The organism is Priestia taiwanensis, assembly GCF_014638355.1.
Taxonomy (GTDB): Bacteria; Bacillota; Bacilli; order Bacillales; family Bacillaceae_G; genus Priestia_D; species Priestia_D taiwanensis.
This window is the reverse complement of the sequence record NZ_BMFK01000010.1, coordinates 1-14572: the sequence shown is the minus strand read 5'-3', so window position 1 is coordinate 14572 and position 14572 is coordinate 1. Positions and strand designations below refer to the sequence as shown.

The 14572-nt window shown below is 37.7% G+C and carries 16 protein-coding genes; 7 read left to right on the top strand and 9 right to left on the bottom strand.

All coding sequences use genetic code 11. From position 1 onward, the window contains the following. Nucleotides 1–64: 64 nt before the first annotated feature. Both IEV41_RS19310 and IEV41_RS19305 read right to left on the bottom strand, forming a co-directional pair. Nucleotides 65–1144 carry a D-alanine--D-alanine ligase gene (locus tag IEV41_RS19310; RefSeq protein WP_188390154.1) on the bottom strand — a complete coding sequence of 360 codons (1080 nt, stop codon included), beginning with the start codon at nt 1142–1144 and terminating at the stop codon, nt 65–67. Nucleotides 1145–1311: 167 nt separating this feature from the next. Further along, nucleotides 1312–1869 carry a nitroreductase family protein gene (locus IEV41_RS19305; protein ID WP_188390153.1) on the bottom strand — a complete coding sequence of 186 codons (558 nt, stop codon included), beginning with the start codon at nt 1867–1869 and terminating at the stop codon, nt 1312–1314. Nucleotides 1870–2023: 154 nt separating this feature from the next. Between IEV41_RS19305 and IEV41_RS19300 the strand changes: the two genes are divergently transcribed. Further along, complete coding sequence (locus IEV41_RS19300) at nt 2024–2593, top strand: TlpA family protein disulfide reductase (protein ID WP_188390152.1); 570 nt, start codon at nt 2024–2026, stop codon at nt 2591–2593. Between the two features lie 40 nt (nt 2594–2633). Here IEV41_RS19300 and IEV41_RS19295 read toward each other — a convergent pair whose 3' ends face one another. Continuing rightward, on the bottom strand, nt 2634–2828 hold the full coding sequence (locus tag IEV41_RS19295; protein ID WP_188390151.1) for a hypothetical protein: 195 nt from the start codon (nt 2826–2828) through the stop codon (nt 2634–2636). 232 nt (nt 2829–3060) lie between these two features. Between IEV41_RS19295 and IEV41_RS19290 the strand changes: the two genes are divergently transcribed. Together IEV41_RS19290 and IEV41_RS19285 are read left to right on the top strand one after the other, a co-directional pair. Further along, the gene (locus IEV41_RS19290; RefSeq protein WP_188390150.1) at nt 3061–3897 is read left to right on the top strand and encodes a sulfite exporter TauE/SafE family protein; all 837 of its coding nucleotides are present in this window, start codon (nt 3061–3063) and stop codon (nt 3895–3897) included. A 38-nt stretch (nt 3898–3935) separates the two neighbouring features. Beyond that, nucleotides 3936–4280, top strand: a complete 345-nt coding sequence (locus IEV41_RS19285) for a DUF1634 domain-containing protein (protein WP_229722294.1) — start codon at nt 3936–3938, stop codon at nt 4278–4280. Between the two features lie 27 nt (nt 4281–4307). Here IEV41_RS19285 and IEV41_RS19280 read toward each other — a convergent pair whose 3' ends face one another. Together IEV41_RS19280 and IEV41_RS19275 are read right to left on the bottom strand one after the other, a co-directional pair. Further along, nucleotides 4308–5453: an ABC transporter permease gene (locus IEV41_RS19280; protein WP_188390148.1), complete on the bottom strand. Its 1146-nt coding sequence runs from the start codon at nt 5451–5453 to the stop codon at nt 4308–4310. A 16-nt stretch (nt 5454–5469) separates the two neighbouring features. After that, on the bottom strand, nt 5470–6378 hold the full coding sequence (locus IEV41_RS19275; RefSeq protein ID WP_188390147.1) for an ABC transporter ATP-binding protein: 909 nt from the start codon (nt 6376–6378) through the stop codon (nt 5470–5472). A gap of 178 nt (nt 6379–6556) precedes the next feature. Here IEV41_RS19275 and IEV41_RS19270 point away from each other — a divergent pair, with 178 nt between their 5' ends. Continuing rightward, on the top strand, nt 6557–6892 hold the full coding sequence (locus IEV41_RS19270) for a DUF952 domain-containing protein (RefSeq protein ID WP_188390146.1): 336 nt from the start codon (nt 6557–6559) through the stop codon (nt 6890–6892). Nucleotides 6893–6939: 47 nt separating this feature from the next. Here IEV41_RS19270 and IEV41_RS19265 read toward each other — a convergent pair whose 3' ends face one another. Then, nucleotides 6940–8592 (bottom strand): glycoside hydrolase family 13 protein, encoded by a 1653-nt coding sequence (locus IEV41_RS19265; protein WP_188390145.1) that lies wholly within the window; start codon nt 8590–8592, stop codon nt 6940–6942. A gap of 91 nt (nt 8593–8683) precedes the next feature. Beyond that, nucleotides 8684–9649, bottom strand: a complete 966-nt coding sequence (locus IEV41_RS19260; protein WP_188390144.1) for an ROK family glucokinase — start codon at nt 9647–9649, stop codon at nt 8684–8686. Nucleotides 9650–10060: 411 nt separating this feature from the next. Here IEV41_RS19260 and IEV41_RS19255 point away from each other — a divergent pair, with 411 nt between their 5' ends. Next, entirely contained in the window at nt 10061–11713 is a 1653-nt protein-coding gene (locus IEV41_RS19255) for a PTS transporter subunit IIBC (RefSeq protein ID WP_188390143.1), read from the top strand. Between the two features lie 4 nt (nt 11714–11717). Beyond that, entirely contained in the window at nt 11718–12509 is a 792-nt protein-coding gene (locus tag IEV41_RS19250; protein ID WP_188390142.1) for an endonuclease/exonuclease/phosphatase family protein, read from the top strand. 41 nt (nt 12510–12550) lie between these two features. Here IEV41_RS19250 and IEV41_RS19245 read toward each other — a convergent pair whose 3' ends face one another. Then, nucleotides 12551–13267: a class I SAM-dependent methyltransferase gene (locus tag IEV41_RS19245; RefSeq protein ID WP_188390141.1), complete on the bottom strand. Its 717-nt coding sequence runs from the start codon at nt 13265–13267 to the stop codon at nt 12551–12553. A gap of 5 nt (nt 13268–13272) precedes the next feature. Further along, nucleotides 13273–13668: a DUF2691 family protein gene (locus IEV41_RS19240; protein WP_188390140.1), complete on the bottom strand. Its 396-nt coding sequence runs from the start codon at nt 13666–13668 to the stop codon at nt 13273–13275. A gap of 396 nt (nt 13669–14064) precedes the next feature. Between IEV41_RS19240 and IEV41_RS19235 the strand changes: the two genes are divergently transcribed. Continuing rightward, the gene (locus IEV41_RS19235) at nt 14065–14523 is read left to right on the top strand and encodes an NUDIX domain-containing protein (RefSeq protein WP_188390139.1); all 459 of its coding nucleotides are present in this window, start codon (nt 14065–14067) and stop codon (nt 14521–14523) included. Nucleotides 14524–14572 lie beyond the last annotated feature (49 nt).

Here is a 14572-nt window from a genome sequence, read left to right as displayed (position 1 = left end):
CGCTATAAAAGCACTATTCAGGTGAATAGTGCTTTCTCATTTGTTGTTACTGTTTCAGAAAAGCTTACATCGTATACTTGATTTTTTGTTTTTCTTCGTGGCGCTCAATTGCTAGTTGAATTAATTGTTCGATAATTTCTGGATACGTCATACCAGCTTCTTGCCACAGCATTGGGAACATGCTAAATGGCGTGAATCCAGGCATTGTATTTACCTCATTAATTAATAATTCTTCTTTCTCTGTTAAGAAGAAATCTGCACGCACAAGACCAGAGCAGTCTAATGATTTGAATGCACGGATTGCTTCCTCTTTCATACGAGTTGCTACTTCTTCTGAAACTGGAGCTGGAATTAACAAACCAGTGCTTCCATCTTCATATTTTGCTTTGTAGTCGTAGAAGTCTGTCTTTGGTACGATTTCTCCAATAACCGAACAACTTGGATTATCGTTACCCATTACACCCACTTCAATTTCACGTCCAATAATACCTTCTTCAACAATTACTTTACGGTCAAAGATAAATGCTTCTTCAAATGCCGCCATTAACTCTTCACGGTTACGACATTTGCTAATACCTACACTTGAACCTAGGTTTGCAGGTTTTACGAAGCATGGGTATCCTAATTCTTTCTCTACTTCTTCACATGCCACTTCTTTGTTTGCTTCAAACTGACTACGGATGTACCATACGTAGTTTGGTTGTGTTAAACCAGCTTGTGCAAAGATATTCTTCATGATTACTTTATCCATACCAGCAGCTGAAGCTAATACACCGTTCCCTACATACGGAAGGTTCATTAATTCAAGTAATCCTTGAACTGTACCATCTTCTCCATTTGGTCCGTGTAATAACGGGAAGATAACATCGATTGCATCTTCTTTCGCTTGTTCTGTTGGGAATAACTCTGTATTTAATGTCATCGGAGCAAATGCTTTCTCATCTGGGAACTGAAGTTGCTTCACTTCTGACACAGCTCCTTCAAGACGCTCGCCACGAACCCATTTCCCTTGTTCTGTTATATAAATTGGATGTACTTCATATTTTGAATGATCTAATGCTTTTGTAACTGCTAAAGCTGTTTGTAATGATACTTTATGCTCCGCAGATTTTCCACCGTATAATAAACCTAACTTGATTTTCATGGTTAATCCTCCTTAACACTCTTGCATTTCTCTATTGTAAACATTTTGCGCCTATATGCATAGATACCTTTCTTATTTTATAACAAAATAGGCGAATATGTGCGTAGGAAGTTCTCTCTTTTCTATAAAAAAAGAAACCTCGCTAAGTAGCAAGGTTTCCATCATCATTACGAATAAATTGTCATCTTCTCACGTATATCCGTGCGTGGCTTCGCTTGTGGCACTTTCTCGAAATATCCAAGGTGAAGCGTGCCAACAATCTTCTCTCCTGGTTGTATACCTACTGCCTCGCGGAAAGCTGGATGCCAGTTATATCCGTTCGTCTTCCAGACAACACCGATTTTCTGTTCCCATGCAAGCAATTGGAAGTTCTGGATGAACGCACTCGTTGCGCTAAAGTCTTCCTCCCATTGCTTTTGACGTGGATCTTCTTTCATGACAACAAGCATATGGACCGGTATACCCATTAAGTAGTTTGTCATCTTCTCCGCTACTTTCGCCTTTTCATCTGGAGAATATGTACGTAACACCGATTCCGTAAATTTCTCTTTTCCTGCTCCGTGGAATAGAATAATACGCCATGGCTCACGTAATCCATGGTTTGGTGCCCACTTTGCATCTTCTAATAAATCAATTACAGCCTCTATATTTAACTCATCTGCTTTAAACTCTCGAATGGAACGCCTCTCTCGAATAACATCCGCAACGGTACGTACTTCCTTCATTGTTTTATCCCTCATTTTTTCGTTATCTTTGTCTTCATCATAAACTAATTGAAAATGATTATCAATATCGTATAAAAAATATATCTATCTTTCTTTGACCCATTCTTCTTCCCCGTACTACAATGGAGACAATACTAACGAAAAGGAGAGACAAATGAACAAACTTATTACCATCGGCATTACACTTGTTCTTATATTAACGGTTGGCTTTTTTCTCTTTCAGAAGAACGAACCACAAAAAACTACTTCAAAACAAACAAACACTTCTACTGAACAACAATCGATAGAAGAATCACCAAAAATCGGCTTTCGAGCACCTTCTTTTTCTTTAACGAGCCTGGATAATATGACGTACTCTTTAAAGCAAACAAAAGGGAAACCGACTGTTATGTTCTTCTGGGCATCATGGTGTCCAAACTGCGAAGCATTGTCTCCTGAATTAGAACGACTATATGAGAAATATAAAGCGGAGATGGAGGTATACTCCGTAAATTTAACATCACAAGATTCCTTCGATCGTGCGACCAGATTTGCCGAAGAACACCAATTTTCATTCCCTGTTCTACTCGACGAAGACGGGACCGTGGCGCAAGCATATCGTGTCATTGGTACACCAACCACTTATTTCATCGATAAAAACGGCATTATCGTTGATATTGTCCAAGGTGCAGCCAATCCAGCACAATTTACAGAGAAGTTTGAGAAACTTGTTAATACCAATTAAACAAAAACGTACTCAGTGCTACCATAACACAGAGTACGTTTTATATTTTATGATAGTATGTTCCATTAAACAAAAGTGCAATATCTCCTACTGCCCCTATACAGAAAAAAATGAAATAATAACTTGCGATTGTAATATGTTTCGTAAATAATTCTTCAAAGGCTTTAATAAATAGCTGTTCGAATTTAAACCAACTTAACACCCACCCTAACACAAGAAAACTAATAACAATCATCCACTACACCTCTCTTCTTTTCCATCCTGTTCCTAATTATAACACGCTCCCTTTAATATTTATTTCAATATAATTTCCATTGTCACTTCCTCCACAAAAAAACTTTATATCCAACTAAACAAATGAGGAAAATGTATTATAAAAATTATCCTAATAATGTATCATTTAATACCTCTTGTCTTTGTACAAGCTATATAATAAAGAGAGAAACTTAACAAAAGGAGGGAAACATGTGACACTTATTGCTTTTGAAATATTGATTATTGCTATTTTCGCAGGCATAATTGGTGCCGTCCTTGGACTTGGTGGCGGCATTATTATTACACCTGCATTAACATTATTGTTTGACGTAGATATTAACTATGCAATTGGTGCCAGCATCATCTCCGTTATTGCTACTTCAAGCGGATCAGCAGTCGCTTATATAAAAGAACGGATTACAAATATACGTATTAGCATGTTTCTAGAGATTGCGACAACAGTCGGTGCCGTTACAGGTGCATTAATTGCTGGGTTCATCGCTCCAGATTACTTGTACATTATTTTTGGACTACTCCTACTCTATTCAGCAATCGCTATGTTAAAGAAAAAAAACACAGAGGGAATTGACGTTGAACCACATCCACTTGCAACAAAACTTAACTTGAACAGTAGCTATTATGACAAAGCAATTCAACAACACATCCCTTATAATGTTACAAATGTTTATGGAGGATTTAGCGTGATGTACGGGGCGGGTATTCTCTCTGGATTACTTGGTATTGGTAGTGGTAGCTTCAAAGTAATGGCAATGGACATGTTCATGAAATTACCACTTAAGGTATCTAGTGCAACAAGTAATTTCATGATGGGGGTAACAGCGACAGCTAGTGCGAGTGTCTACTTCCTCCGCGGAGACATTGATCCAAAGATTGCAGCACCAGTTGCGATTGGCGTTCTAATCGGAGCTGCTATCGGAGCACGTATAATGCAACGATTAAAAAGCAAAACGACACGCATGTTATTCATTCCTATTCTTGCTTACGTTGCAATTCAAATGATTTTACAAGGACTGGGGTGGAAATGGTGAGTCATCGTGAACAAATAGAACAGGTTTCATCATCAGATATGGATAATAGTCCTTTTATTATTAGTACTGTCATCCGTATTGGTGTTTGGGTAAGTGCCGCTTTTATTATTGTTGGGCTAACAATGTTTCTTGTGACTGGTGACAGCGGTTATCCGTACGAAACATACCCAACAACATTAACAGCGATATGGAGTGGTTTACTTGCAGGGAAATCGTACGCCATTATTTTGACAGGTTTATTCTTACTCATTTTGACACCCGTTTTCCGGATTGTTACAACGCTTTTCTTATTTTGGAAACAACGGGATATAATTTATGTCTGTATTGCACTCATTCTCTTATTCGTCCTATTCATTAGCTTTGTTATCGGTAAAACAACGTAGGCCCCTTCCATAAGAAGAGGCCTTTTTTCAACTTGCTGCACCTTTATAAAAACGTTTGTATGTAATAAGCGCAAGTAGCACACTAATAAGCGTGAAAGCAAGCAAAATTGCAATTGCCGGAAAAATTGCTACTATATTTGCATCTCTCGCAAATATATCAATGTAGGCATTTTGTGCCCAGTACTGCGGTAAAAATTGTGCGATAGATTGCATAAACTCTGGCATAATACTAAGCGGGAACCATAGCCCTCCTAAAGCAGCACCCCCAATCGCAATAATTTGCGCAAATGCTTGTGCCGTATTATCATCCTTTGAAATGAACGACACAACGAGCCCCATTGATGTACTTACTAATGCTAATACAAAGGATAAAACAATAAGTGCAGGAATGTTTCCTATTTGTAAATCGTACACAAAGTGACCAAATGCAAATAATACGGCAATTTGCCCACATACGAGAATGATGTTTGGAATCCACATTCCCAGCAAATAATGAATTGGTTTAATTGGCGTACTTGCTAGTCTTGTTACCATTCCATTTTTCTTATCGTCTAAAAAGACTTTTGACATACTCATCATAATAAAGAATACGGCCATAACCGTATAACCTGGAATATACTGCGTAATCGCATTTACTTTCTTCGTTTCCTGCGCCTCATATTGGATATGAAGTGGAGAAGTCATGAGCTGGGTTGTTATTGCTTCATCTTTGGTAAAAGATAATAGTGCCGATTTTACTTTTTGTTCTTTGTATTCGTTTGCTACTGATTCAAATAACGTTCTGACAGGCTCAACAGCTTGGGCTGAACCACTTGTACCATCATAGGCGAACAAAATCTTAACCTCTTGTTGATTCGTTACCTTTTCTTCAAACCCTTTTGGTATTTCTATATAGACCGCATATGTCCCATCTTTCACTTTCTCTATTGAATCTTCGCCTTCTTCTATTTCAATAAATTTGAAACTTTTCGATGTACTTATTTGCTCGATAAACTCTTTTGACATTGTACTCTTATCATAATCGGCATAATACACTTTAAACGTGAAATTCGTATTCCCAAACACCGAGGCAAAAATAACAATGAAGATAATAGGGAAGCCAACCATCCAGAAATACGTACCCGGTTGCTTTAATAACTTCTTCAATTCTTTCCGCATAATTGCTTGCATCATTTCGCTCACCTCCCCTTTAATCTCGTAATTTCTTCCCTGTTAATAATAAGAAAATATCTTCTAACGACGTTTGCGAAAGTTCTAAACGCTGTACGTGTAGTTGATGTTCCCTTACATAGGTCGCTATTTGTTGTAACGTTTCTAGTGGCGTATCACTACTAACTAAATAACCATTCCCTTTCTCAATAAGCATCCCAAATGACTGTAATTGCTCTTTCATGATGTCTTGTCCTTCTACGTATACTCCTTGCTTCGAATGCTTTTGAATAATCTCCATTAAATTTCCGCTTTCGACAACTACGCCTAAATCAATAAGTGCCATATCATCACATAAATATTGCACTTCTTCCATATAGTGACTCGAATAAATAATCGTCTTTCCCTCTTTCTTCAACGCCAAAATAATATCAAATATGTAATTACGCGATTGAGGATCAATTCCAACTGTCGGCTCATCCATTACAATAACAGATGGATTATGAAGCAATGCACACCCAATATTAATACGTCGCTTCATTCCCCCCGAGAACGTACTCACTTTGTCTTTGCCACGCTCTTCTAGACCTACTAGAGCAAGCACCTCTTTCATACGTTGTTCTAATTCCTTCCCTCTTAAGCCATACACACCACCAAAAAAGCGTAAGTTATCAATCGCTGATAATTCTTCCGTTAACACAATATCTTGTGGCACATATCCTAATTCTTTCTTAACGGCTTGATCATATTGAGCTGGATTGATTCCTCTAACGGTTACCTCTCCATTGTATTCTTGTAAGACACCACAAACGATTTTCATTAACGTTGATTTCCCAGCACCATTTGGTCCGATAAGACCAAAACATGTACTAGGTTGAATGGTAAGACTAACACGCTTTAGTGCTTGTTGTGTTTTGTATGCCTTTGATACATCTTTAATAGAAATCATTTTATTCCCTCCTCTCTCTATTACTATTCTTTTATTAGCTGTATATGTCATTCGACACCTTTATTAACAATCCCCCCTTCTCTAACATTTTCCGGGAAATTATTTCATATAGGTGTATTTCTATTGTCTAGAAATGTCATTTATATTACGCTACTACATAGAAAAGGAGGCGTTTCATATGCAAAAGATTATCAAAATCATCCGTCCAATAGATTGGGAAAAGGCACAAAATATCGGAGAAATCATTGAGTCATCATTAACAACAGAGGGTTTTATTCACTGCTCATACGAATATCAAGTACCTAATACAGCAGCAAAGCATTTCAGTGAGGAGGAACGAATTCTTCTTCTCGTTGTGAATGAACAGAAAGTAAGTGAAACACTCAAAGTGGAACTAGCGAAAAACGGGGAATATTATCCGCATATTTTCGCTCCTATTTCCATACATGCCATTGAAAATGTCTTCACAGTTCTCAAGCAAAAAGATGGTACATTCCCTTTCCCCACTAGATAACCCATATAAAAAAGGTGCATTGCTTCTTTGCAATACACCTTTTTGTATTAAGAAAGACGATACATTCTTGCTTCGTATGGACGTAACGAATTTGTCATTCCCTCTGTTTCCTCATAGTTATGAAGCAATAAATTCTCAGGTTCTACTGTATACCCATCAAGCTCATATGTTGCTTCTTTTGCCGATAAGTTCGTTAATACAAGTACTTTTTCCTCCCCTAATGTACGTGTGTAGGCAAAGATTTGCTTGTCTTCTCCTAGTAACAATTCGTATGCTCCGTATATTAGAACATTTGATTGTTTTCGCAGTGCAATCATCTTCTTATAGAAATGAAGAATAGATGTTTCATCTTCCTCCTGTACAGCGATATTAATACTCTCGTAATTTGGATTCATAGCAAGCCACGGTGTACCTGTTGTAAATCCTGCATTTGCTGCCCCATTCCATTGCATCGGTGTACGTGAGTTATCACGTGCACAATCCCAAATAATTGCCATTACTTCTTCATGCGTTAAGCCTTCTTCACGTTTCTTCTTGTACAAGTTCTTTACCGCAACGTCATCATACTGATCGATCTCAAATTGTACATTTGTCATACCAATTTCTTGTCCTTGATAAATGAACGGCGTACCTTTCATGAAGAAATACATTGTTGCTAACGCTGTTGCACTCTCAAACCAATACATTGAATCATTTCCCCATGTTGATACACTACGTGGTTGGTCATGGTTTTCGATATACAGTGCATTCCATCCTTTACCTTCTAACGCCATTTGCCATTTCGATAATACTTCTTTCAATTTCACTACGTCGACTTCTTTCGTCGTTTCAGAACGCCATAAATCTAAATGTTCGAATTGGAAAATCATACCGAAAATACCTTTTTCTTCACCAACCCATGCTTCCGCTTCATCCGTCTTTACACCATTTGCTTCACCGACTGTCATAATATCGTATTTCGCAAATGTCTCCTTCTTTAATTCTTGTAGAAGCGGTTGAATACCTGTTACGTTCATATGTTTATCGAACGACGATACATACTTCTCACCTTTAGGATTTGGCATATCTGCAAATCCTTCTTCTTTCTTAATATGACTAATTGCATCGACACGGAATCCATCAATTCCTTTATCTAACCACCAGTTAACTGTCTTATATAGGGCTTGACGTACTTCTTCGTTCTCCCAATTTAAATCTGGTTGGCGACGAGAAAAGACATGTAAGAAATATTGTTCTGTCTTCTCATCATATTCCCATGCAGAACCGTTAAAAATACTTTCCCAGTTATTCGGTTCTGCACCGTCTTTACCGTCTCTCCAAATATACCAATCACGTTTTGAATTATCTTTTGAAGAACGTGATTCAATAAACCATGGATGTTCATCACTTGTATGATTAATTACTAAGTCGATAATTAACTTCATACCACGCTTATGTGTTTCCTCTAATAGCTCATCGAAATCTTCCATCGTACCAAACTCATCCATAATGTCTTGGTAATCGCTAATGTCATATCCATTATCGTCATTCGGTGACTTATACATTGGACAAATCCAAATCACATCGATTCCTAGGTCTTTTAAGTAATCTAACTTGCTAATAATCCCTCGTAAATCACCGATTCCATCACCGTTAGAATCCATGAAACTTCTTGGATAAATTTGATATGCTACCGCTTCTTTCCACCATGTCTTATTCATTTCTAGTACCCCTCTCTTACTCTATGCAAAAGCGCTTTCATTACTGTGATTGAAGGAAGGCACTTTTTCTATGCCTTCTTTCTATTTTTATTTAGTTACCATATGTTTTAGCTAAATAAGCACCGCCTACTACACCCGCATCATTTCCCAAAGTAGCAAGTGCAAGCTTCGTACTCGTACGTACCGTTGAGAATGCATACTCCTCAAAGTAACGTGTTACCGGCTGAAGCAATGCGTCACCTGCCGCTGATACACCACCGCCGATAACAATTTTCTCTGGGTTTAACATGTTACCAATATTCGCAACCGCAGCTCCTAAATGATCTGCAATCTCATCCACAATATCCGTTGCTAGTGCATCACCTTGTTTATATGCATCAAACACATCTTTCGCTGTTAGCTTCTTCTCCCTATCTATATCTTTTAATACACTCTCCCGTGCATCTTTCTCGATATATGCTACTGCTGTACGAGCAATTCCTGTTGCAGAGGCAATTGTCTCTAAGCATCCTGTCTTGCCACAGTTACATACATAGCCACCTTTTCTAATAACCGTTACATGGCCAATTTCTCCACCAGCACCTTTTGCACCGTGTACAATTTTGCCATCGACAATAACTCCGCCGCCAATACCTGTACCAAGTGTCATACATACTAAGTCTTTCGTTCCTGCACCTGCACCTTTCCACAATTCACCTAATGATGCAATGTTTGCATCATTATCAACAAACACAGAAACACCCATACGCTCTTCTAAATACGCTCGCACATGCGTTTTCCCCCAACCAATATTGATACAATGCTCAACTACTCCACTCTCAAAATCAACCGGTCCAGGTACGCCAATACCGATACTACTTACTTGCTTTTTTGTAATATTATGTGTCACTGCTCGCTCTTCAATCGACTGTGCAATGTTCGGAAGAATATTTTTTCCCGCTCCTGATGTATCTGTGGCAATTTCCCACTTATGTAGAATTGTTCCCTCTTCTGTCACAAATGCTAATTTCGTCGTTGTACCACCTAAATCAACTCCAACTACCACCTTTTTATCCATTAGTCCTCTTCCTTTCTTCATCTCTATCTATATACTATATTGTCCAACAAACTAGTTCGTCGTTCATATCTTTTTCTATCCCCATTATGCCACCAGACGACAAATTACGCAAACGGTTTCATAACTTTTTATTTGTTTTTTTATGATATTATTTATTCCACCAAACATCTATATCATCCTTTTATTAGTATACTACGCTTACTGCTAACATACAGACTTCTATACATGTTTTTCACAACAAAAATCCGATAAATAATTTTTAAAATTATTTATATTTTATGATTGCATTGTGAAAATAATTCAATTACAATAAATTCATGCAAGCGGTTGCACTTTCTTGTTTGCATATGTTTTATTGCACTATTTAAAAGATGATTCACATATTATTTACTAACAAAGGGGGAAAAAGGGATGAAGAAATCAAAATTCATTTCGTTCGACTTCTGGCAAAAGTTCGGTAAAGCATTACTAGTAGTAGTTGCCGTTATGCCAGCTGCAGGCTTAATGATTTCAATCGGAAAGCTAATTGGAATGTTTGGTGGAGATATTTCACTTGTGATGACAAGTGCCCGTGTGATGGAGGACATCGGTTGGGCTATCATTACAAACTTACATGTACTATTCGCAGTTGCAATTGGGGGATCTTGGGCGAAAGAACGCGCAGGCGGTGCATTCGCAGGTCTTCTTGCATTTATCTTAATTAACCGTATCACTGGTGCGATCTTCGGTGTAAACGGTTCCATGCTACAAGAAGAAGGTGCTAAAGTTAGCTCTACTTTGGCGGGAGATTTAGTAGTAAAAGATTACTTTACATCGGTACTTGGTGCACCTGCACTTAACATGGGTGTATTCGTCGGCATTATTGCCGGTTTCTTAGGGGCTTCCCTATTCAACAAATATTATAACTACGATAAGTTACCACAGGCACTTGCTTTCTTTAACGGAAAACGCTTTGTGCCATTCATGGTTATTATCGGTTCAACGATTACTGCAATTATTCTATCTTTACTTTGGCCGTTCGTACAAGGCTTACTAAATGACTTCGGTGGCTGGATTGCAACATCGAAGGATACAGCACCAGTTATCGCACCGTTCATCTTCGGTACGTTAGAACGTCTATTATTACCGTTTGGATTACATCATATGTTAACGGTTCCAATGAACTACACTGGATTAGGTGGAGAATATATCATTCAAACTGGAGAAAAGGTAGGCCAAGTAGTAGCTGGCCAAGATCCACTTTGGTTAGCTTGGATTAACGACTTAAATAACTTAGTAGGTACAAATCAAGCTGCCTACGATCAATTACTAACAGATGTAACACCTGCACGCTTTAAAGTAGGTCAAGTAATTGCTTCAACAGCATCATTAATCGGTATCGCATTAGCGATGTACAAAAATGTAGACAAAGAGAAACGTTCTAAATATAAACCAATGTTCTTATCAGCTGCATTAGCAGTATTCTTAACTGGTGTAACAGAACCGATCGAATTCATGTTCATGTTCATCGCACCAGTATTATATGTTGTATATGCAGTTTTAACTGGTATTTCATTCGCAATGGTAGACTTCATTGATTTACGTATTCACGCATTTGGTTTTATCGAGTTATTAACGAGAACACCAATGATTGTGAACGCTGGCTTAACGAAAGATTTAATTTACTTCTTCCTAACATGCCTTGTGTTCTTCGGATTAAACTTCGCAGTATTTAATATCTTAATTAAGAAGTTTAACATACCAACACCAGGACGTGCTGGTAACTATATCGAAATGGAGGAAACAGAAGTAGCAGCCTCTACTTCATCTTCTACTCCAGCAGTGGAAAACCAGGCAACAGCAATTATTGCATTACTAGGTGGACGTGAAAATATTGCTGATGTAGATGCATGTATGACTCGCCTACGTGTAACAGTAAAAGAAGCAGACAAAGTAGCGTCTGAAGCTGATTGGAAACAAAACGGTGCAATAGGTTTAATCGTCAAAGATCAAGGCGTACAAGCGATTTATGGACCAAAGGCAGACGTTCTGAAGTCTGATATTCAAGACATTTTAGGAGTTTAAGTACATGAAATTATTAACGCTGAACTGCCATTCATGGCAAGAACAGCAACAACTAGAAAAAATTGAACATATTGCAGATGTGATCGCGAAGCAACAATACGATGTCATTGCTCTTCAAGAAGTAAGCCAGTCTGTTGATGCTACGATATACGTAGCTCCGCTAAAGAAAGATAACTACGGACTATTGTTACTTGAAGCACTGAAAAGACGAAATATAACCAACTACACACTTGTGTGGGATTGGGGACATATTGGCTACGACACATATGAAGAAGGCGTTGCTATTTTAACGAGGCTACCGATCATTGATCAGCAAGACTTCTTCATTTCGAAAAGTACAGACCAATCGTATTGGAAAACAAGAAAGATTATAGGGGTGACTGTTTCGTACAAAGGAGCCCCCATCTCCTTCTATTCTTGTCATCTCGGCTGGTGGAATGATGAGGAAGAACCATTTGCATATCAAGTAGATATGTTACTCACACACGCACCAGATAATCATCTAGCCTTTTTCTTAGGAGACTTTAACAACAACGCTTCTATTACAGGGGAAGGATATGATTATTTACAAGAACGTGGTCTTTATGATACATACACATTAGCAGAAGAACGTGATAACGGTACTACTGTTCAAGGAAAAATTGATGGATGGGATAAAGACAACGGCGATATGCGCATTGATTTAATTTTAGCAAACAAGCTTATCTCGGTTCATTCATCCAAGGTTATCTTTAACGGAACAAACCATGAAGTTGTTTCTGATCACTTTGGAATAGAAGTTGTGCTAAATCTATAAAACAAGGTGATTTCCTCATAGTAGGAAATCACCTTGTTTTTTTATTTCACTTGAAAAAGCGCTGTCCATAATCCATCTACACCAAATACTTCATCGCTCTGTAAGACTTTCATCGGACGTATTTCTACTACTTCAAACATATCAAAAATCACTCTTAGTTTCTCTTCTGTAAATCCTAAACCCCCTTGTAGACTCTGCAATCGATATACATCCCAGTCTGATATCGTTGCTCCTCCTAATGGACCGTCCTCAGCAAAGCAAGTAAGCGCAAAATAACCACCACGCTTCAATGCTTTCTGGAGTACACGGAGATAACTCATTCGACGATGCGGAGCAATATGATGGAAACAACCAGAATCATACACGATATCATATATGCCTTCTTCTATATCTAATTCAAATAGATTACGATGAAGAAACGTAACATCAACATTTTGTTCCTTCGCTCGTTCCGCAGCCCAAGTCAGTGCTTCCTGTGATAAATCTACCGCATCAACGATACATCCTTGCTCTGCAAAATAAATGGCATTTCTTCCTGGTCCACACCCAAGTTCTAGTACACGTCCACTCTTCCATCTACCTTCTGTAAAATGCGCTACAAGATTTTCATCTGGCTTCTGTTCAAAAAATGGAATCTTCTTTTCACGATTTGAATAAAATTCATCCCAAAATGGTACGGGTTCGCGTAAAAAACTATCTAGCATCTTCCATACATCTTCTTCCGTACGAATAACTTCTTTTCGTATTGTTTCTTCCATTTGCTTTACCCCCACACGGTTAATGTTGTTTCACAATCATTCTCATCCGTAATATAAGAGACATTCTCGAATCCATAGTTCTTCGCATTGACATACAATCGTTCTATTTGCTCTTGATCCTTCACATACATCGTAATGTATGAACTATCTATCACTCTAAAGATCAATTCGCAATCACTCTCAAGAAATTCTTCATATGTTTTTACTTCTTGTACTTCTTCCGTTCTATATGCTTGTAAACTCAAGAAAATAAGATATTGAGGCGATTCCTTCATACGTTGTCTTAATTGGAAGCCATCTATGACTTTTTCATCTTCTGAAAATAAAGGGACTAACTCCTGCTTTCTAACGATATATGACTCTTCTCCACCGTTTTTCCAATGATAGATAGTTACGTCCATTGGCTTTAATAAATAAGAAAGAAAAAACCATATTCATTTGGAATCTCACATGTCACTCCACGTTTCATTCAAATCCCCCTTGTCTCCTTTTCTCTATTATATCAATATGAATACTATTCTTTGTTTCATCCATATTAAAAGCACCTTACATCCCTCATCCATTCATTCCTCTCCCTAACATGTAACACACTCCTACATTAATAAATAAGCTATGTGTACGACATTACACCTCTTGATAAAGTTATATCCATCCATTCACTCTTTCAGTTACCTATAGCCTATTTTGGCTTCTAGATAGCATATTATCTTCCAAACAAATAGATTTATCATTACAAATATTTCAAAAATATAACAAGAAAGCGTACAATAAAAATACTAATTAAAAGGAGAAATAGTATGATTCGACAAGCAGTAGGCGCAATAGTAGAACAGGGAGATACATTTTTACTTATCTGTAAAACAACGATTAATACAATTACAGGAAAAGAACGCATAAAAGAAGAATGGGACTTCGTAAAAGGTGGTGTCGAACAAAGTGATGCGAATTTAGAGGAAGCTTTAATGAGAGAACTAGAAGAAGAAACAGGAAGCCGAAACTATATCATTATGCAGCAATATAAAGAAACCATCTCTTTTGATTTTCCAGTCCATATAAAAGAGAAAATAGGCTATACAAGTCAAAAAACAACAATGTTCCACGTTTGCTATAAAGGGAATAGAACCGATTTACAACCAAAAGATAAAGAAGTTGCAGCATTTTGTTTTGTTTCAAAAGAAGAAGTAATAACTATCCTCACCCATTTAGATACAAAAGACTTCTTTCTGAAAAATGTCATAAAAAAAGAACTAACATAATGTTAGTTCTTTTTACGTTGCCTGGCGACGTCCTACTCTCACAGGGGGA

Bases quoted from the DNA above. Each gene is read 5' to 3' on its own strand.
- IEV41_RS19310 (WP_188390154.1), bottom strand. From the start codon at position 1,144: ATGAAAATCAAGTTAGGTTTATTATACGGTGGAAAATCTGCGGAGCAT.
- IEV41_RS19305 (WP_188390153.1), bottom strand. From the start codon at position 1,869: ATGAAGGAAGTACGTACCGTTGCGGATGTTATTCGAGAGAGGCGTTCC.
- IEV41_RS19300 (WP_188390152.1), top strand. From the start codon at position 2,024: ATGAACAAACTTATTACCATCGGCATTACACTTGTTCTTATATTAACG.
- IEV41_RS19295 (WP_188390151.1), bottom strand. From the start codon at position 2,828: ATGATTGTTATTAGTTTTCTTGTGTTAGGGTGGGTGTTAAGTTGGTTT.
- IEV41_RS19285 (WP_229722294.1), top strand. From the start codon at position 3,936: ATGGATAATAGTCCTTTTATTATTAGTACTGTCATCCGTATTGGTGTT.
- IEV41_RS19280 (WP_188390148.1), bottom strand. From the start codon at position 5,453: ATGATGCAAGCAATTATGCGGAAAGAATTGAAGAAGTTATTAAAGCAA.
- IEV41_RS19275 (WP_188390147.1), bottom strand. From the start codon at position 6,378: ATGATTTCTATTAAAGATGTATCAAAGGCATACAAAACACAACAAGCA.
- IEV41_RS19270 (WP_188390146.1), top strand. From the start codon at position 6,557: ATGCAAAAGATTATCAAAATCATCCGTCCAATAGATTGGGAAAAGGCA.
- IEV41_RS19265 (WP_188390145.1), bottom strand. From the start codon at position 8,592: ATGAATAAGACATGGTGGAAAGAAGCGGTAGCATATCAAATTTATCCA.
- IEV41_RS19260 (WP_188390144.1), bottom strand. From the start codon at position 9,649: ATGGATAAAAAGGTGGTAGTTGGAGTTGATTTAGGTGGTACAACGACG.
- IEV41_RS19255 (WP_188390143.1), top strand. From the start codon at position 10,061: ATGAAGAAATCAAAATTCATTTCGTTCGACTTCTGGCAAAAGTTCGGT.
- IEV41_RS19250 (WP_188390142.1), top strand. From the start codon at position 11,718: ATGAAATTATTAACGCTGAACTGCCATTCATGGCAAGAACAGCAACAA.
- IEV41_RS19245 (WP_188390141.1), bottom strand. From the start codon at position 13,267: ATGGAAGAAACAATACGAAAAGAAGTTATTCGTACGGAAGAAGATGTA.
- IEV41_RS19240 (WP_188390140.1), bottom strand. From the start codon at position 13,668: ATGGACGTAACTATCTATCATTGGAAAAACGGTGGAGAAGAGTCATAT.
- IEV41_RS19235 (WP_188390139.1), top strand. From the start codon at position 14,065: ATGATTCGACAAGCAGTAGGCGCAATAGTAGAACAGGGAGATACATTT.